This is a genomic window from Pararobbsia alpina, assembly GCF_902859895.1.
Classification (GTDB): Bacteria; Pseudomonadota; Gammaproteobacteria; order Burkholderiales; family Burkholderiaceae; genus Pararobbsia; species Pararobbsia alpina.
Genome location: NZ_CADIKM010000002.1, coordinates 420,023 through 437,337 on the forward strand (window position 1 = coordinate 420,023; position 17,315 = coordinate 437,337).

Genomic DNA, 17,315 nt, shown 5'->3' on the forward strand with positions numbered 1-17,315 from the left:
ACCGTCCGCCGTGTAGATTGCATCGGCGCGTTCACAGCGCGCCAGTATACAGGCGCTACATTATCGGAATGTCCTCATCCCGATTTGCTAAACAGAGCGCCGAAGTCCCCGCATTTCCGATGGCGGCAAGTTGAAAGATCGCACTGTTCCGGCTATTGAATCGCCCGCCCGCCTGGCTCGACGAACACGATGTGCAGGACCTGCGGGAATCCACTGAAGAATTCTCGGTCGTTCTCAACGACCTGACTGCACTCGTCGAACGGATCAAGCTGCTGCAGGAAGAAATGCTGTCAGCGCCGGTATTGAGCAGGGGTATCGATGGGCGTGGGCAAGGGCATTGCATTGAGCTTGCCATGGCTCCACGCACGTTCGACGAGTGCCACGTGCTGTGGGAGGTCGCTCGAATGCATGCCGCGCAGTTCCTCGATCGCGAGGTCGACGGGTGTGCAGCGCGGATAGTCGCGCACCCGCAGCCTGGGGTCGATCGTCGTAAAGATCGCGGTGGTGGGCACGTCGAAGCCTGCCGCCACGTGGACCGCGGCCGAATCGGCCGTGACCATTGCCTGCGCATGCTTGACCCACATCAGGAAACTCGACGTATCGGGTGTCATGGCGCGCAGATCGACAAAATGGGGATGCTCCATCTCGACGAAGCCGAGCACGGGCAGGCCATAGGCGTCCCAAAGCCGGTCGATCCACCGATGCCAGACAGCACGCGGGATGCGCCGGACCGGTGTGCTCGCCGCGGGGCTGAACAGGACATAGGGCTGGCCTCGCCATGCCTCGGGCAAGGGCGGCAGGACGAGCTCGGCGAGCCAGCGGTTCGATTTGGCCGAGGCCGGAACCTGCGCCGGATCGATGCCCATCGCCTCGCAGAAGAAGTCGACCATCGGCTGCGTGGAGAATCGCGGCCAGTAGGCGATGTTGCCGATATCGACGATCGGCTCGCCGGCCGGGATGGCGTCGATGGGCCAGGGCAGGTGACGGACTTCACCCACGATACCGGCTGCCAGGCGATACAGATGCTCGACGTAGTCTGGCGAGTTCGCGGCGCGGTAGAGCCTGAGTTCGAGCTGCGGGTGGGCGTCGCGCAGCCAGCGCAAAACAGACAGGCCGATGATCGAATCGCCGAGGACCACGCCCATGGCATTGACGATGTGAATCGTACGGGCCTGGCCGACTGGCAGCGTGAAGCGTTCGCGGGCTGCGTTGTAAACGTTGGCGCGTTCGGTCAGGGGGCGTGCAGGACCCGGTAAAGCGGCTGCACTGCCCGCACCTGCCGTGGTCGGCTCGCTCCTTGCCTGAGCGGACGACGCGTGTCTGGCCGCGTTGCGCTCGAGATCGTAGGGCACTTCGATCAGGCCTTTAGCCGACACCCACGATCCCGGGTGTGTATACAAGGCTTCGATATTCGCTGACACGCACGCACTCCTGGTTCCTGTCCGAGGTCCGAATGCCGATTCGACCAATGATCGATCCAGGCTTCGACCTTACCCACCAGCCGCATCCCTGTTCGGCCAGCAGGACCGGCGCGCAAGGCGCTCACCACACGCCGGACTCGCTCATGCCGACATCGAGTGGAATATCGTGGGCCTCCCGTGGCAGCTCGTCGAGCCGGCCCGCATCGAATGCGATGCCGACCGCGAACGGCCGCGGTCCCTCGATGGCGGCGAGCGTCCGGTCATAGAAGCCTCCTCCGTAACCGAGCCGAAAGCGTGCGCGATCGATGCCGACACAGGGAATCAGCAGCAGGTCCGGCCGAACCGGATGCTCGGACTGCGGGACAGGAATCCTGAACCTGCCGTCCTTGACCGGCTCGCCGGGCCGCCAACGATGGAAGATCATCGGCGCATCGCGTGCGACGACGACCGGCAACGCGGCATTCCCGTCCGACTGCATCGAAAGCCAGCGTTCGAGCGCCGGCCGCACATCGAATTCGCCCGCGATCGGCCAGTAGGCGGCAACGCATCGGGGGGCGCGTTCAAGCAGTAATGCGACGATATGTCCAGTCAGACGTTCGTCTCGAAAATCATCGCCGGGCAAGTGTTGCCGTGCCGCCAGCAAAGCCTCGCGCAGCGCGGCTTTTGAGCGTGCGGGACGAGGATCGCATGCTATGCTGTGCGCCACCGAAATGCCCTCGTATCAAATGATGTCGAAGAGTCTCGACCGAGTATATCGCGCCGCCGTCGCCCTGTTCGCGGGTGCCCTGCTGGTCGCATGCAGCAGCGCCGCTCCCCTTCGTCAAAGCACGGGGGACCTGTCGCCTGACGATCAGGCGTTTATCGCGCTACGCGATGCCGCGCGACAGAACGATGAGGGCCAGGCCGCGAGTCTTGCCGCGCGTCTGTCCGACTACCCGGTGCCCTCGTACGTCGAATACTACGCACTCAAGCCGCTCCTGTTCGACAACTCGGGACACGCGAACATCAGCGCGCCTGACGACTCGGTGCTTGCCTTTCTCGCCAAGTACGACGGCCTCGCGATCGCGGACCGGCTGCGCAACGACTATCTGCTGGTACTCGGCGCGCGCCACGACTGGCGCAACTTCGATACGCAATACAAGCGTTTCGTGGTCGACGACGATCCCGAGGTCAAGTGCTATGCGCTCGAGTCTCGTGTCGCCCATGGCGAGAACGTCAGCGACGCCGCACATGCCCTGCTGATCGATCCCAAGAATTATGGAGACGGCTGCGTCGACCTGATCACTTCGCTCGCCCTCAAGGGCCAGTTCACGACCGAGGATGTCTGGCAGCAGATCCGCATGGCGTATGAAGGCAACAACGTCCAGACCGGCAACCGGATCGCCGATGCGCTTGGCCCCCAACGGCCCGACGACAGCCAGCTCGATATGGCGGCCAACAAGCCGCCCCTGTTGCTCGCGAGTGGCGTCAACCTGAACACGCCATCCCACGAGCTCGCCCTGCTCGCCATCACGCGAATGGCACGCAACGATCCGGCCATCGCCGCGGCAACGTATTCGTCGATCGTCTCGGCGTTCGCGCCGCAGGAGCGCGCGATCGGCTGGGGCGCGATCGCCTATCAGGCTGCTGCCCAGCAGGTGCCGGGTGCCGTCGACTGGTACCGGCTCTCGGTCGGCGCGCCCCTGTCGTATCCGGCCTACGAATGGCGGGTACGCTCGGCGCTGCTGCAGGGCGACTGGACCATGGTGCGTTGGGCCGTCGAGGCGATGCCGGCCCCTCTGCGCGCCAGGCCGGCGTGGGTTTACTGGCACGCACGCGCGCTGAAGGCGCTCGGCGACCCGGTCGGCGCCGCGGCCGAGTTTGCGCTGATTTCATCGCGCTTCGATTTCTATGGCCAGCTCGCGACCGAGGAACTCGGCAAGCAGATCACTCTGCCGCCGCGCACGGCCGCCACCGCCGACGACATCCGGGCGGTTCGCGATCTGCCGGGTCTCGCGCTTGCGCGCCGCTTCTACGCGATGAACCTTCGTCTTGAAGGCAACCGTGAATGGAACTGGACGCTGCGCGGGATGAGCGATCGGCGACTGCTCGCGACCGCCGAGTATGCGAAGTCGATCCAGCTCTACGACAGGGAGGTCAACACGGCCGACCGCACGGTGCAGGAGCATGATTTCACGCTGCGCTATGCGATGCCGTTCAAGGACATCGTGCAGCGCGACGCGCGCCAGAACGAGCTCGATGTCGAATGGGCCTACGGGCTGATTCGCCAGGAGTCGCGTTTTGTGATCGCGGCCCGCTCGGGCGTGGGTGCGCAGGGGCTCATGCAACTGATGCCGGGCACGGCAAGCCTGGTCGCCCGCAAGATTGGGCTGGGCTCCCTCTCGTCCGAGCAGATGTCGGATATCGACACGAACATCCTGCTCGGAACCACGTATTTGTCGATGGTCTACAATCAATTCGACGGTTCCGCCGTGCTCGCTTCGGCTGGCTACAACGCCGGTCCGGGCCGTCCGCGGCAGTGGAAGGCGGCCCTCGCCAAGCCGGTCGAGGGCGCCGTGTTCGCGGAGACGATCCCGTTCAACGAGACCCGCGACTACGTGAAGAACGTTTTGTCGAACACCGTCTACTACGCGGCGCTCCTCGAGGACAAGCCGCAATCGCTGAAGCAGCGACTCGGCTATATCGAGCCTTAGGGAATTCATCAGAAGATCCGGCTCGGCGAAGGGGTGGCACCGGCGTTACCTGAGACGCCCTCACCGGGAGTGCGGAGATGGAACACAACACAGTCGGCGTACTGGGCGGTTCCGGTTTCATCGGAGCCAGTGTGATCAATCGCCTCGTGGCACGCGGACACGCCGTCAAGGTGGCGACGCGGCGGCGGCCCCATGCGCAGCACCTCCTGATGTTGCCCGTCGATGTGGTCGAGACGGATATCCACGATCCCGTGCGGCTGACGAGTTTTGTGTCCGGCTGCGATGCGATGATCAACCTTGTCGGCATTCTCCATGACGGTATCGGCGATCCGTATGGCCCCGGGTTTTCGGTAGCGCATGTCGAGCTCGTCCAGAAGCTCGTCGCCGCCTGCCGAATGACGGGTGTGCGGCGCATTGTCCACAACAGTGCGCTGCCTGCCGATCCTGAAGGGCCGAGCATGTACCTGCGCTCCAAAGGCGACGGCGAACGCGTGCTGCGCGAAGCGCGCGAGCTGCGCACGACGATCTTCCGGCCCTCGGTCGTGTTCGGACCGGGCGACCGCTTCCTGAACACCTTCGCCAGTCTGCAAAGGGCATTCCCGGTCATCCCGCTTGCGAGCCCTGACACGCGCTTCCAACCCGTGTTTGTCGGCGATCTGGCCGATGCGCTCGTCAATTCGATCGACCTCGATCTCACGCTGAATATGACATATGACGTGGTCGGGCCGCATGTCTATACGCTGGAGGAACTCGTGCGCTTTGTGGGCGTCGCGATCGGGCATCCGCGCAAGATCATCCGACTGTCCGCGGCGCTCGCCCACCTCCAGGCGGTGAGCTTTGAATTGATGCCTGGCAGTCCGCCCATTACGCGTGACAATCTCGCTTCGATGACACTGGATTCCATTTCCGACGTGCGGCTGCCGCCCGAACTCGGCGTACAGTTGACGAGCCTTGAAGCGGTCGCGCCGGACTATCTGCGCGGCGGCACCCTGCAGTCGCGACTTGCGTCGTATCGGGCGGCCGCGCACCGATGACGGGATGTCGCCCCCTAACTGAACTCTCCTCGCCCCCACATTTGCGCTCATGAAACTTGTCATAGCCAACAAGAACTACTCCTCGTGGTCGATGCGGCCCTGGCTGTTGCTGAAGCATTACGGCATTCCCTTCGAAGAAATCCAGATCTGGCTCCAGAAGGACGATAGCGCCGAGCAGATCCGCAAATACTCGCCGTCGGGCCGCGTGCCGGCCTTGATCGGTGACGACGGGCACGTCGTCTGGGATTCGCTCGCGATCTGCGAGACGCTCGCCGAGCGTTTTCTCGAGCACCCGTGGTGGCCGCGCGATGCAAACCTGCGTGCGTGTGCGCGTGCGGTGAGCGCCGAGATGCATTCGGGCTTCGGCGATATCCGCGAAGCGATGCCGATGAACATCCGGATGCGACGCCCTTCGATCGGCGAGAAGGCCGGGCTTCACCCTTCCGTGCGGCGCATCGACACGCTGTGGCGAGAGAGTCTGGCGCGCAGCCAGGGCCCCTTTCTGTTCGGCGAATTCGGGATTGCCGATGCGATGTACGCGCCCGTCGTGATGCGATTCAACAGCTATCAGCCGACCGTGCTGACCGACGAGGCACGCGCTTACGCCGAACGTATCACCGCGCTGCCCGCGGTCCGCGAGTGGATCGCCGCGTCGCAGGACGAACCCGCGATCGCTTCTTACGACGCCGTGGCATGAAGATCTACGTGGTTGGCGGAGCGATTCGCGATGCTTTGCTGGGACTGCCCGTCAAGGATCGCGACTATGTGGTGGTCGGGGCTACACCCGAACAGATGATCGCGCAGGGCTTTCGTCCGGTCGGTAAGGATTTTCCGGTGTTCCTCCATCCGCGCACGCAGGAGGAATATGCGCTGGCGCGCACCGAACGCAAGACGGCGCTGGGGTATCACGGCTTCCAGTTCTATTTCGCGCCCGATGTGACGCTCGAGGAGGACCTCGTGCGCCGCGATCTCACGATCAATGCGATGGCGCGTGAGTGCCTGCCCGATAGCAGCCTGACCGGGGAGATCGTCGATCCGTTCAACGGTCGCGCAGACCTTGAACGGCGCGTGTTCCGCCATGTCGGTGAAGCATTTGTCGAAGACCCCGTGCGCATCCTGCGACTCGCACGTTTTGCGGCGCGATTTGCCGATTTCACCGTTGCGCCGGAAACCCTGGCGCTGATGCGGCACATGGTCGAGGCGGGCGAAGTCGATGCGCTCGTGCCCGAACGCGTCTGGCAGGAAATCTCGCGCGGGCTCATGGAAGACAAGCCGTCGCGGATGTTCGACGTGCTGCGCGAGTCCGGCGCGCTCGCGCGGATTCTTCCCGAGGTCGACGGGCTCTATGGCGTGCCGCAGCGCGCGGACTATCACCCCGAAGTCGATACCGGCGTTCATGTGATGATGGTGCTCGATCACGCGGCGCATCAGGGCTATTCCTTGCCGGTGCGTTTCGCGGCGCTCACGCACGATCTCGGCAAGGCGACGACGCCGGTCGATATTCTGCCGCGCCATATCGGCCATGAGGGGCGCAGCGTCGACCTGCTCAAGCCGCTGTGCGACCGCCTCAAGGTTCCCAACGAATGCCGCGAGCTTGCAGTACTGGTTGCTCGCGAGCACGGCAATATCCATCGTGCGCGCGAACTCAACGCGGCGGCGCTCGTGAGGTTGCTCGAACGCTGCGACGCGTTACGCAAGCCCGCACGCTTTGCCGAGGCACTGCAGGCATGCGAGAGCGATGCACGGGGCCGGCTCGGTTTCGAACAGCAGGCCTATGCGCAGGCAGCTCGTCTGCGCGAGGCGCTGATCGAGGCACGCAAGGTCGATGCGGGCGCCGTCGCCGCGCAGTTTGTCGACCGGCCCGCGCAGATCAAGGATGCCGTGCACAAGGCACGTGTCGAGGCGGTCGAGGCGGCGATGGAGCGTTTGCCGGGATAGGGCGGGCGCCGAAGTAGCGCCACGACCGGAGCCGCGCTGAAAAGGAGGAGCGCAGCTTCCCAGGCAGCGTCACTGGCCCGCCCTAGAGCGTGTGCGACCGGTCGCCGTTGACGAAGGCGGTGATCGCGTCGGGGTCGACACGCTTGCCGAAGGCGATGACCTTGAACAGCTCGCCCATTTCCGCCTCTGAAACCAGCTTCTGCACTGCGTTCGCGGCCGGCAGGAACGAGATCGTGTCGCGCGGATCGAAGGCCGTCAGCGTATCGGCGAGCCCGCTGTTCAATAGAAAGCGCGCCTGGGTCATATAGCCGAGCAGATCCGCCCCTGCGTCGAGACCCGCCTGCGCGATCCCCGTGAAATCGACGTGTGCAGTGATGTCCTGCAAGCCCGGGTAGACGAAGGGATCGCCGTGCGAGCGATGTCGGTAGTGGCACATCAGGGTGCCTTCGACGCGCTGCGGATGGTAATACTCGCGCTCCGGAAAACCATAGTCGAGCAGCATGACCACGCCGCGCCCGAGCTTTTCGCAGAGCGTGCGTGTGAAGGCGTGCGCGGCTTCATGCGACTCGGTCACATAGCCTTCGTCCGCATCGATCGAATCGAGCAAGGTCCGCAGCGCATCGGCGTGCGGTGCTTGCCGATCTTCCCATGCAAACGGGTCCGGGCCCGCAGTGCGGACCACGCCACGTTCGAGCCATGCTTCGGCACCCCGGACATGCAGGCGCACCGGCATCGCATCGAGCACCTCGTTGCCGATCAGCACGCCGTCGAACTGATCGGGCAACCGGTCGATCCAGTGCACGCGGCCCGCCAGCGCCGGGACATGGTCGACGATGGTCTGACGCTGCTCTTCGCGCAGGGCGCCCGAGAGGTCCACGATCGTGTAGCGCTCGACCGGTATCGACCAGCCGTGGAGTGTTTCGAGCAGCCCCGCCGCCAGCTTGCCGGTGCCCGCGCCGAATTCGAAGATCTCGCGCGTGCCGGAGGCGATCAGCGCATCGGCGACGGGTCGCGCGACCGCGCGCGCGAACAGCGGAGTGAGTTCCGGCGCGGTCACGAAGTCGCTGCCGTCTTCGGGCCGGCGGCCGAAGCGCACCGACGCACCGCTGTAATAGCCGAGCCCCGGTGTGTACAAAGCCAGTTCCATGAAGCGCGAGAACGGCAACCAGCCGCCGGCCGCGTCGATCGCTTGCTCGATCCGGGCAATGAGGGCCGCCGAGTGCACGAGGCCGTCGGCGCCGGGAGCGGGTAAACTGTCGGGTTCTAAATGGGAAGCCATAGCCCCGCATTGTAAATGAGCGTCCATATGCCTTCGACCCTTTCCGACCCGCCTCGCCGTATCGCGCTGATCACCGGCGCGGGCCGCCGCATTGGCCGGGCGCTCGCGCTCGGCTTTGCAGCGCGGGGCTGGGATGTCGGTGTTCACTACCATCGTTCGCGAGATGAGGCGCTGAAGGTCGTCGAGGAAATCGAAGTGCTCGGACGCCGCGCGATTGCGCTCGAGGCCGATCTCGCCGACGAGGCCGCCGTCGCGAGCCTGGTGCCCGATCTTGGCGACGCGCTCGGCGTGCCCAACTGCGTCATCAACAACGCATCGATTTTCGAAGAGGACGGCGCGCTCGATTTCTGCTTCGATACGCTGGAACGCCTGACGCGCGTGAACGTCGGCGCACCGCTCGCGCTGGCCCGTGCGCTGCACGCGATCACGCCCGATGAGGCGATCGAGGATGAGCGCCTGCGCGGCGTGGTGATCAACCTGCTCGACCAGAAGCTCTACAACCTGAACCCCGACTTCCTGTCCTACACGCTGACCAAGGCCGCGCTCGAGACCGCGACGACCCTGCTTGCCGAGGCCCTCGCGCCCAAGCTGCGCGTGGTCGGCCTGGCGCCCGGACTGACCCTCCAGGCCTTCGACCAGAGCCCCGAAGCATTCGCGCAGGACCATCGGAACACCCCTTTGCGCGCGGGTTCGCGACCGCACGACCTCGTCGAGGCCGCGCTTTATCTGGCCGAGGCACGTGCGGTGACCGGCACGACCTTGCTCGTCGATGGCGGCGAGCATCTGCAACCGTCGCTGCGTCCCGCGCCGGACCTATAAAAGAGAATTCCCATGCCTATCGCGCTTTCCCATCCGAGTCTCGCCGAATGCCGGCGGCTGTTTTTACGCAACTACGAGGTGCTGATGAAAATCGGCGCCTATGAATCCGAGAAGAACGGCGAGCAGCGGGTGATTTTCAATGTCGATCTGTTCGTGTCGCTGAATGCGTCGACGCCCGTCGCCGACAAGCTGACCGAGGTGGTCGACTACAATCTGATGCGCAACACGATCGGACAACGCGTCGCGCGCGGCCACGTCCATCTGCAGGAAACCCTGTGCGACGATATCGCCCAGGCCATGCTCGACCATCCGCAAGTGCGTGCGGTGCGAGTGTCGACCGAGAAGCCCGATGCGTATCCGGACTGCGAATCGGTCGGTGTCGAAGTATTCCGGATCAAGGCAGGCTGAAATGAATGCTCCCCTCGAACACATTGTTCGCGTCCATCCCGTATCGCGCCGCGACCAACGTGATGCCTACGAGAACAACAAGCTGACCAAGCGACTTGCACGGCAGGTCGGCCAGGCGATCGGCGACTTCAACATGATCGAGGAAGGCGACAAGGTGATGGTCTGCCTGTCGGGGGGCAAGGACAGCTATGCGATGCTCGACATCCTGCTGCGCCTGCAGGAGCGCGCGCCGATCGACTTCGAGATCATCGGCGTGAACCTCGACCAGAAACAGCCAGGCTTTCCGGAGCACGTGCTGCCCGAGTACCTGACCCGGCTCGGCGTGCCCTTTCATATCGAGAACCAGGACACCTACAGCATCGTCAAGCGCCTCGTCCCCGAGGGCAAGACGACCTGCTCGCTGTGCTCACGTCTGCGCCGTGGCATTCTTTACCGCGTGGCCGGCGAACTCGGCGCCACCAAGATCGCGCTGGGTCATCATCGCGACGACATCCTGCAGACTTTGTTTCTCAATCTGTTCTACGGTGGCAAGCTCAAGGGCATGCCGCCGAAGCTCCAGTCGGACGACGGCAAGAACATCGTGATCCGACCGCTCGCCTATGTGAGCGAGCGCGATCTCGAGCGCTACGCCGAGCTCCGCGAGTTCCCGATCATCCCTTGCACCTTGTGCGGCAGCCAGCCGAATCTCAAGCGTGTCGAGATGAAGGCGATGATCCGCGACTGGGAGAAGCGCTTTCCGGGACGCATCGAGAACATGTTCAACGCGCTTTCGAACGTCGTGCCTTCCCATCTGATGGACCGCAAGCTATTCGGCTTTGAAGGGCTGCGTGCGAGCGGAAGCCCCGACGCGGACGGTGATATCGCCTTCGACGAAGACCCGTGCAGCACGGAAACCGCGGGTCCGGTGGAACAGACCATCTCGTTCGCCCAGTTCGACGAGGACTAGGAACGCAGGGTGCCGGGTTCGAACAAGTGCGCGGCAATTCTCCTTCAGGGGGAGGAAGGCACCGTGGGAATCCGCGCTTGTTAAACCGGGGAACATGTCAAATCGTAAGCATGTTCGCAAACCCTTGTCTGTCAAGGGTTTGACCTATCTCGCATGCTAGAATTCGGCATCCCTTTCACACAGGTCTCCATGCCGTGAATATCGTTATTCTGGCTGCAGGCGCTGGCAAGCGCATGCGTTCGGCCCTGCCCAAGGTGCTGCACCCCCTGGCTGGCCGGCCGCTCCTCTCTCACGTCCTCGATACCGCACGGAGCCTGTCGCCGACACGGCTGGTGGTCGTCATCGGGCACGGGGCGGACAACGTGAAGACAAGCGTTGGTGCTCCCGACATCGAATTTGCCGTCCAGGCCGAGCAACTTGGCACCGGTCACGCCGTTCAGCAGGCACTTCCGCTGCTCGATGCGTCCGTGCCCACTCTGGTGCTCTATGGCGATGTGCCGCTGACCCGTGCATCGACACTCAAACGCCTGATTGACGCCGCGGCCGCGGGTAGCTACGGCGTGTTGACCGTGACCGTCGGCGACCCGACCGGGTATGGCCGCATCGTTCGCGATGCAACAGGCCGTGTGAGCTGTATCGTCGAACACAAGGACGCGACCGAAGCCCAGCGCGAGATTGCCGAGATCAATACCGGCATCGTGATCTCGCCGACCGACCGGCTGTCCGGCTGGCTTGCCTCGCTCAAGAACGACAATGCGCAGAAGGAGTTTTATCTGACCGACGTTGTTGAGTGTGCGATTCGCGACGGCCTCGACGTGGTGACCGCACAACCCGATGAAGAATGGGAAACGCTCGGCGTCAACAGCAAAGCCCAGCTCGCCGAACTCGAACGTATCGAACAGCGCAATATCGCCGTACAACTGCTCGATGACGGCGTGACCCTTGCCGATCCCGCGCGCATCGACGTGCGCGGTTCGCTGCGCTGTGGGCGCGATGTGTCGATCGACGTGAACTGTGTATTCGAGGGGGAGGTCGTGCTGGCCGACAACGTCTCCGTCGGCCCGAACTGCGTGATCCGCAATGCGACGATCGGCACGGGCACGCAGATCGCCGCGTTCACGAGCATCGACGAGGCGACTGTCGGCGAGCGTACCGTGCTCGGTCCGTATGCACGGCTGCGGCCGGGTGCGCAACTGGCGGACGAGTCCCACGTCGGCAACTTCGTCGAGATCAAGAATGCCGTAATCGGCGTTGGCGCAAAGGCCAACCACCTCAGCTATATCGGGGATGCGGATATCGGTGCGCGCGTGAATATCGGCGCGGGCACCATCACCTGCAACTACGACGGCGCGAACAAGCACCGGACCGTGATCGAGGACGATGTTTTCGTCGGTTCCGACACCCAGCTTGTGGCGCCAGTACGCGTCGGTCGCAATGTGACGATTGCCGCGGGTACCACGATCTGGAAGGATGTGCCGCCCCACACGCTCGTTCTGAATGAAAAGACGCAGCGTACGCGTGACGGTTACATTCGCCCGGTCAAGCAGAAAAAGAAGTAGTCCAGCCAACACTTCAAGACATCCAACTTTCGGGAAGACAACTCATGTGTGGGATCGTCGGTGCAGTAGCGCAGCGCAACGTCGTGCCTGTTTTGCTCGAAGGCTTGCGCCGCCTTGAATATCGGGGCTATGACTCCTGCGGCGTGGCCGCGATTGTCGACGGCGTGGCGCGGCGTGCGCGCAGCGTGTCGCGCGTGGCCGATCTTAGTGAGCAGGTTCGGGAAACGAAACTGGAGGCCGTCACCGGGATCGCGCATACGCGTTGGGCGACCCATGGCGCGCCTGTTACCCACAATGCTCACCCGATCTTCTCGCGCGACGCGATCGCTGTCGTTCATAACGGCATCATCGAGAACTATGAAAGCCTGCGTGAGGAGTTGCGCGGGCAGGGTTACGAGTTTGTCTCGCAGACGGATACTGAGGTCATTGCACACCTTGTGCATAGCGTGTATCGCGGCGACTTGTTCGAAGCGGTGCGCAATGCCGTGAAGCGCTTGCACGGCGCGTATGCGATTGCCGTATTCCATAAGGACGAGCCGCATCGCGTGGTGGGTGCGCGCCAAGGTTCGCCGCTGGTCGTCGGTGTCGGTGAGGGCGAGAATTTCCTGGCTTCCGATGCGCTCGCGCTGGCGGGTAACACGGACCGCTTCATCTTCCTCGAAGAAGGTGATGTCGCCGATGTGAAAGTCGATAACGTGCGCGTGGCCGATCGCGATGGCCGTTTTGTCGAACGTGAAATCCGTCTAGTGGCGGCGTATGGCGGCGCGGTCGAGCTCGGCCCGTACCGGCACTTCATGCAGAAGGAAATCTTCGAGCAGCCGCGCGCGATCACCGACACGATTCCGGGTGGCGATCCGTTCTCGCCGAAGCTGTTCGGAGAGGGTGCCGAAGAGGTGCTCAAGTTTATCGACAGCATTTTGATCCTTGCATGCGGGACCAGTTCGTATGCGGGTCAGACGGCGAAGTACTGGCTCGAGTCGGTGGCGCAGATTCCGACACAGGTCGAGGTCGCCAGTGAGTATCGCTATCGTTCCTCGGTGCCGAATCCGAATGCGCTGGTTATTGTCATTTCGCAATCGGGTGAGACGGCTGATACGCTGGCTGCGCTCAAGCATGCCCAGACACTGGGTCATCGACATACGCTTGCGGTTTGCAATGTCGCCACGAGTGCGATGGTTCGGCAGACGTCGCTGTCGTTCCTGACGCGTGCGGGTACCGAGATCGGGGTTGCGTCGACCAAGGCGTTTACGACACAGCTTGTGGCGATGTTCGTGCTTGCCTGCACGATCGCGCGTTTGCACGGACGTCTCGACAAGACGCAGGAGGCGTCGTACCTGCATCAGCTGCGGCATTTGCCGGCGGCGTTGAACAGCGTGCTCGCGCTGGAACCGCAGATCATTGCGTGGGCGGAAGAGTTTTCACGCAAGGAAAATGCCTTGTTCCTGGGGCGTGGGTTGCACTATCCGATCGCGCTTGAAGGGGCTTTGAAGCTTAAGGAAATTTCGTATATCCACGCTGAGGCTTATCCGGCGGGTGAGCTCAAGCACGGGCCGTTGGCGTTGGTGACGGAGGCGATGCCCGTGGTGACGGTTGCGCCGAATGATGCGCTGCTTGAAAAGCTCAAGTCGAATATCCAGGAAGTGCGTGCGCGCGGCGGTCAGCTTTTTGTGTTTGCGGATGCGGATACGCGAATCGTCAATGCGGAAGGGCTGCATGTGATTCGGATGCCGGAGCACTATGGGCTGCTGTCGCCGATTCTGCATGTGGTGCCGTTGCAGTTGCTGGCTTATCACACGGCTTGCGCGCGGGGGACGGATGTGGATAAGCCGCGGAATTTGGCTAAGTCGGTTACGGTGGAGTGAGGGGGCGACGAGACTGGAGAGCGCTGTGCTCAACAGAATTAGAAGCGTTTACAGGTAAACGCTTCTAGGCGTTCCCGCCAAGCTTTTCGGCTATAAAGCCTTGTTTGAAAAGCGTAAACGCTTCTAATTGCAAGGTCAAAAATAGGCTGGTCTGGCGGAGAAATTTCGGGGAAAGTCGCCCAGAATGATGCACAAATGGGGAGCTCCATCAGTTTCGACTAGCGGTGGCGCTCCGCTGCCTCCAAGTCCTTGTCAGCAAACGGTTAACCGGAACTATTGGTCACGCGCCATGGGCGGTGCTCTCAACCGCTCGTCGGACGCCGTGAGGCTATAACAAGAGCCACTCCACCGCCCCGGCCGGATAGTCCTCTGGCCACCCCTTTGCCAGCAATTCCACCTCTGCCCGCATGGCCGCAGAGATTACCCTCAATGAATCTTCCGCTTGGCTATCGCCGCTGCTTTCGGCCGTAGGCGCTCCCGTCCCGCCCCCTGCAACCGCCCTGACTGTTTCCACCAGCCTTTGCGCGCAAGCAACTCGGTCCATCGCTCTGCGCAGCCGGACGAGACTGGCGTCTGAGAGTGCAAAGTCGCGCGCCGCAGTGCGTATGTCACCTTCTCCGTCAGCGAGGATGTAGCCTAGCAACTCCAGGAAGTTGCGGGACGTGTCACGGCTTGCCTGTACGCTTGCGGCACAAGCATCGTCATCTATATGAGATTTCATGACTGGTGTAGACCGCGGTTTTATTTCAACTTCTCCACCGCGAGGTGAAGGATGGGCTGGGAATGCACGGACTTTCAGCGCGACGAGCTTTACGAACAGGTGTGGACGGAAGCCGTCAGCAAGGTCGCGAAGCAATACGGCATATCCGACGTCGGGCTCCGGAAGATATGCGTGAGTCTCGAAGTACCGTTGCCGCCGCGCGGCTACTGGGCGAAGCTAGCTGCTGGTCAGAGAGTCAAGAAGCCGCCGCTGCGCCCAACGAAGGGACCGACCACCCATCGTAGTTCTCGGTACTCGGTACCTCGAGACGAATTGTTCGATGCGCGCTATCGCGAAGGAATTGAAACCGACTCGCCGCATCGCCCTGCTGTGCCGAGCGTGCCACTGCGAACGTCACTAGAAGATTGTTTGCCACTGACCAAGCGAATTGCGAAAAGACTTGAGGGTAGGGGGCGTGACTCTCGGGAGTGGCCGCTGTGCGATGGTGCGGGCTTAATGTGGGTCGAGTCGTCAAGCGCAAATAGCCTGCGTGCGGTGTTGCTTCTCAACTTGCTGCTCGAATCGCTAGTTGCCGCCGGCTACCCTATCTCCACCAACGCCAAAACTGATAGTCGCGCGTTCGTTTCCATTCTCGACTTCAAATTTTCCTTCAAAGTCCGCGAACGAAGTCGCCGGGAGGCTATTCCGCTGACGCGCGAGCAGCGGCAGGGAAACGAAAAACTCGGATTCAACCGGCATAGTCAATTGTACGAATACTACCCAACTGGTGAATTCGATATTGCGGCGACCGAACCTGATGGCGGCTATGAGCTAGCGAAAATTGGCGACGGCCGGACCGCGTCCGTTGAAAGTAAAGTCGTGGCGTTCATCGACCGGCTCCGTGAGCTTGTGATACGCCGACGCGTGCAAGCTGAGATAAACGCTGAACGCCGGGTCGTTGCTGAAGCCAAGGCAGCGGAGGACCTGCGACAGGCGGAAATGCGGCGGAAGGCGCTCGAGCGCCTCAAGAAAGTCGAAGAGTGGGCAACCAAACTTGAACGCGCAAACCGTTTGAGAAATCTTGCTGATAGGGTTCAAGCCGAAAAGCTGTCTTCAAACGACGGTGTGATTGACGCGGGCTGGATTCGTCGTGCAGCAGACTGGTTGGACCCAACGGTAGTGCGCCGTTGGGACGAAGTGGATGGGATACGCGACGAGACGGTCGAATAACTGCTCTCTTCGACGCCCCGTCGAGGCGTAAAGGCGATACCGCGGTCAGACGTAATTTACCGGGTAGGCGGAGGTGCGGGTGGTGTGCATTTAGCCGAGCCTCGCCTACCGTCATCTCTTGCTCATTCGGACGCTGCCTGACAGCTTCCAGCAGCCTTTGCGCGCAATCAACTCGGTCCACGACTCGACGCAGCGGGACGAAACGGGCGTCAGAAATCCCCGCGTCTCGAGTCGTGACTTCGACTTCGATAGCGATGTCTCCAGCAGAATTGACAACAGTTCGACCTCTCTTCAATGTACGTCGGCGCAGACTTCGGTTCGCGCATCAGTGCGGAGGGGTTCTTGGAATCCATTTCAAAAGCGACGTCATTTAAACGCCGGCGTAGGAAAACTTGGCAGCCGGGCAGCCGCCTTTCCGCAGGCGGTGACTTTTACTGCACGGCGCCGATGACCTTTAGATGTATGTCAGGCGGATGCTGATTTCGTCGACGATGGCCAACGCACTTGTGGGGTGGGCTATGAGCAACGTCCCGGGTACAAGCTCATCCTGCAATCAATGGCCGGAAGCGCGACGCTCATCTAAAACCGTGGGAAGCTGGTCGCTTGAGACGGGCGGCTATTACGTATAGCTGAGGTCAGCGCGTATTGGCGGCGGCGATGACGCGCCTATGGACTTGGCGGCCAGCGACCAAACCTTTGGAGTGGCGCCACGGGGCAGCTAACGACCGTTTCTGTGGAGTGGAAACGTTATACGGATATACTGTTGAAAGACCAGTTTACCGACGGTTGTCAGCTATCAATAAAAGACCGGACTTACTGACAATCGAAACACAAACTCCGATTTGAGAGACGGGGAATAAAAGTGGATGCAGGTTGGTGGACAAAGGCCGAACAGCTGGACCCGCAACAAGCACATATCGTGAACAAGGTTGGAGTTGACAATTCCTTTCTTGTAACGGGGGGGCCGGGTTCAGGCAAGACTAATATCCTACTGCTGCGGGCGCAGTACCTCTTTCTAAAGAGGTTCAAGAACGTCGTCGTATTAACGGTGGGTCGTTCCCTTACTGAATTTATAAGAACAGGGGTCGCGGTTAAACAGGTGCTCGAAATTGACCACATCGCCACTCATCGCCAATGGTCGTTGGACCTTATCCGTCAATACAGACCGGCGCGGGCTTCCGAAGCCATGCAGGGGGATTTCGGCGAGAGTAGCGCTCGCTGCGCCGAGATTTTGTCAGAATTTGTTGATGAACTCGGGCCCGAGCGCTACCAAGCGATACTTGTCGACGAAGTACAAGACCTTAGTGCGCAGGAGCTAGGGATGGTGTTCAAAACAAGAGCATCGATTTCACACTGACAACGCCAAGCCCATCAGGCGAATTCGATGAAACGTCGAATCCAATTTCGAGGTGGTTTGCGGCATAGA

14 protein-coding genes and 1 pseudogene are annotated in these 17,315 nt (G+C 62.0%); 12 read left to right on the forward strand and 3 right to left on the reverse strand.

Annotated features, from left to right (window positions below; all coding sequences use genetic code 11):
• Positions 1–140: 140 nt before the first annotated feature.
• A pseudogene (locus tag HV670_RS30835) lies at positions 141–287 on the forward strand (magnesium transporter CorA); the annotation flags it as partial.
• Between the two features lie 3 nt (positions 288–290).
• On the opposite strand, the gene HV670_RS03990 reads toward HV670_RS30835, so the two are convergent.
• Positions 291–1,421: a glycosyltransferase family protein gene (locus HV670_RS03990; protein WP_246256956.1), complete on the reverse strand. Its 1,131-nt coding sequence runs from the start codon at positions 1,419–1,421 to the stop codon at positions 291–293.
• 121 nt (positions 1,422–1,542) lie between these two features.
• Positions 1,543–2,127 carry a 5-formyltetrahydrofolate cyclo-ligase gene (locus HV670_RS03995; RefSeq protein ID WP_246256959.1) on the reverse strand — a complete coding sequence of 195 codons (585 nt, stop codon included), beginning with the start codon at positions 2,125–2,127 and terminating at the stop codon, positions 1,543–1,545.
• Between the two features lie 22 nt (positions 2,128–2,149).
• Here HV670_RS03995 and HV670_RS04000 point away from each other — a divergent pair, with 22 nt between their 5' ends.
• The 4 genes from HV670_RS04000 to HV670_RS04015 all read left to right on the forward strand — a co-directional run bounded on the left by HV670_RS04000 (position 2,150) and on the right by HV670_RS04015 (position 7,086).
• Positions 2,150–4,114, forward strand: a complete 1,965-nt coding sequence (locus HV670_RS04000) for a lytic transglycosylase domain-containing protein (protein WP_175103378.1) — start codon at positions 2,150–2,152, stop codon at positions 4,112–4,114.
• Between the two features lie 77 nt (positions 4,115–4,191).
• Complete coding sequence (locus HV670_RS04005; RefSeq protein ID WP_175103325.1) at positions 4,192–5,148, forward strand: complex I NDUFA9 subunit family protein; 957 nt, start codon at positions 4,192–4,194, stop codon at positions 5,146–5,148.
• A 49-nt stretch (positions 5,149–5,197) separates the two neighbouring features.
• Positions 5,198–5,845: a glutathione S-transferase family protein gene (locus tag HV670_RS04010; protein ID WP_175103326.1), complete on the forward strand. Its 648-nt coding sequence runs from the start codon at positions 5,198–5,200 to the stop codon at positions 5,843–5,845.
• The gene (locus tag HV670_RS04015; RefSeq protein ID WP_175103327.1) at positions 5,842–7,086 is read left to right on the forward strand and encodes a multifunctional CCA addition/repair protein; all 1,245 of its coding nucleotides are present in this window, start codon (positions 5,842–5,844) and stop codon (positions 7,084–7,086) included. Before HV670_RS04010 ends, HV670_RS04015 begins: the two co-directional genes overlap by 4 nt.
• Positions 7,087–7,168: 82 nt before the next feature.
• Here HV670_RS04015 and HV670_RS04020 read toward each other — a convergent pair whose 3' ends face one another.
• A complete protein-coding gene (locus HV670_RS04020) occupies positions 7,169–8,365 on the reverse strand; it encodes a class I SAM-dependent methyltransferase (protein ID WP_175103328.1) in 1,197 nt (398 codons plus the stop codon).
• Between the two features lie 27 nt (positions 8,366–8,392).
• Here HV670_RS04020 and HV670_RS04025 point away from each other — a divergent pair, with 27 nt between their 5' ends.
• The 7 genes from HV670_RS04025 to HV670_RS04055 all read left to right on the forward strand — a co-directional run bounded on the left by HV670_RS04025 (position 8,393) and on the right by HV670_RS04055 (position 17,246).
• Positions 8,393–9,184, forward strand: coding sequence for an SDR family oxidoreductase (locus tag HV670_RS04025; RefSeq protein ID WP_246256960.1), 792 nt, complete (start codon positions 8,393–8,395; stop codon positions 9,182–9,184).
• 12 nt (positions 9,185–9,196) lie between these two features.
• Positions 9,197–9,592 (forward strand): dihydroneopterin aldolase, encoded by a 396-nt coding sequence (locus HV670_RS04030; RefSeq protein WP_175103330.1) that lies wholly within the window; start codon positions 9,197–9,199, stop codon positions 9,590–9,592.
• A 1-nt stretch (position 9,593) separates the two neighbouring features.
• A complete protein-coding gene (gene ttcA, locus HV670_RS04035) occupies positions 9,594–10,538 on the forward strand; it encodes a tRNA 2-thiocytidine(32) synthetase TtcA (RefSeq protein WP_175103331.1) in 945 nt (314 codons plus the stop codon).
• A 194-nt stretch (positions 10,539–10,732) separates the two neighbouring features.
• On the forward strand, positions 10,733–12,097 hold the full coding sequence (glmU, locus tag HV670_RS04040; protein ID WP_175103332.1) for a bifunctional UDP-N-acetylglucosamine diphosphorylase/glucosamine-1-phosphate N-acetyltransferase GlmU: 1,365 nt from the start codon (positions 10,733–10,735) through the stop codon (positions 12,095–12,097).
• A gap of 44 nt (positions 12,098–12,141) precedes the next feature.
• A complete protein-coding gene (gene glmS, locus HV670_RS04045; protein WP_175103333.1) occupies positions 12,142–13,959 on the forward strand; it encodes a glutamine--fructose-6-phosphate transaminase (isomerizing) in 1,818 nt (605 codons plus the stop codon).
• A 772-nt stretch (positions 13,960–14,731) separates the two neighbouring features.
• Positions 14,732–15,889: a hypothetical protein gene (locus HV670_RS04050; protein WP_175103334.1), complete on the forward strand. Its 1,158-nt coding sequence runs from the start codon at positions 14,732–14,734 to the stop codon at positions 15,887–15,889.
• A gap of 862 nt (positions 15,890–16,751) precedes the next feature.
• Positions 16,752–17,246, forward strand: coding sequence for a UvrD-helicase domain-containing protein (locus HV670_RS04055; RefSeq protein WP_175103335.1), 495 nt, complete (start codon positions 16,752–16,754; stop codon positions 17,244–17,246).
• The last annotated feature ends 69 nt before the right edge of the window (positions 17,247–17,315 follow it).

Coding starts and splice junctions, on each gene's coding strand:
- HV670_RS04000 (WP_175103378.1), top strand. CDS start 2,150: ATGTCGAAGAGTCTCGACCGAGTATATCGCGCCGCCGTCGCCCTGTTC.
- HV670_RS04005 (WP_175103325.1), top strand. CDS start 4,192: ATGGAACACAACACAGTCGGCGTACTGGGCGGTTCCGGTTTCATCGGA.
- HV670_RS04010 (WP_175103326.1), top strand. CDS start 5,198: ATGAAACTTGTCATAGCCAACAAGAACTACTCCTCGTGGTCGATGCGG.
- HV670_RS04015 (WP_175103327.1), top strand. CDS start 5,842: ATGAAGATCTACGTGGTTGGCGGAGCGATTCGCGATGCTTTGCTGGGA.
- HV670_RS04020 (WP_175103328.1), bottom strand. CDS start 8,365: ATGGCTTCCCATTTAGAACCCGACAGTTTACCCGCTCCCGGCGCCGAC.
- HV670_RS04025 (WP_246256960.1), top strand. CDS start 8,393: ATGCCTTCGACCCTTTCCGACCCGCCTCGCCGTATCGCGCTGATCACC.
- HV670_RS04030 (WP_175103330.1), top strand. CDS start 9,197: ATGCCTATCGCGCTTTCCCATCCGAGTCTCGCCGAATGCCGGCGGCTG.
- ttcA (WP_175103331.1), top strand. CDS start 9,594: ATGAATGCTCCCCTCGAACACATTGTTCGCGTCCATCCCGTATCGCGC.
- glmS (WP_175103333.1), top strand. CDS start 12,142: ATGTGTGGGATCGTCGGTGCAGTAGCGCAGCGCAACGTCGTGCCTGTT.
- HV670_RS04050 (WP_175103334.1), top strand. CDS start 14,732: ATGGGCTGGGAATGCACGGACTTTCAGCGCGACGAGCTTTACGAACAG.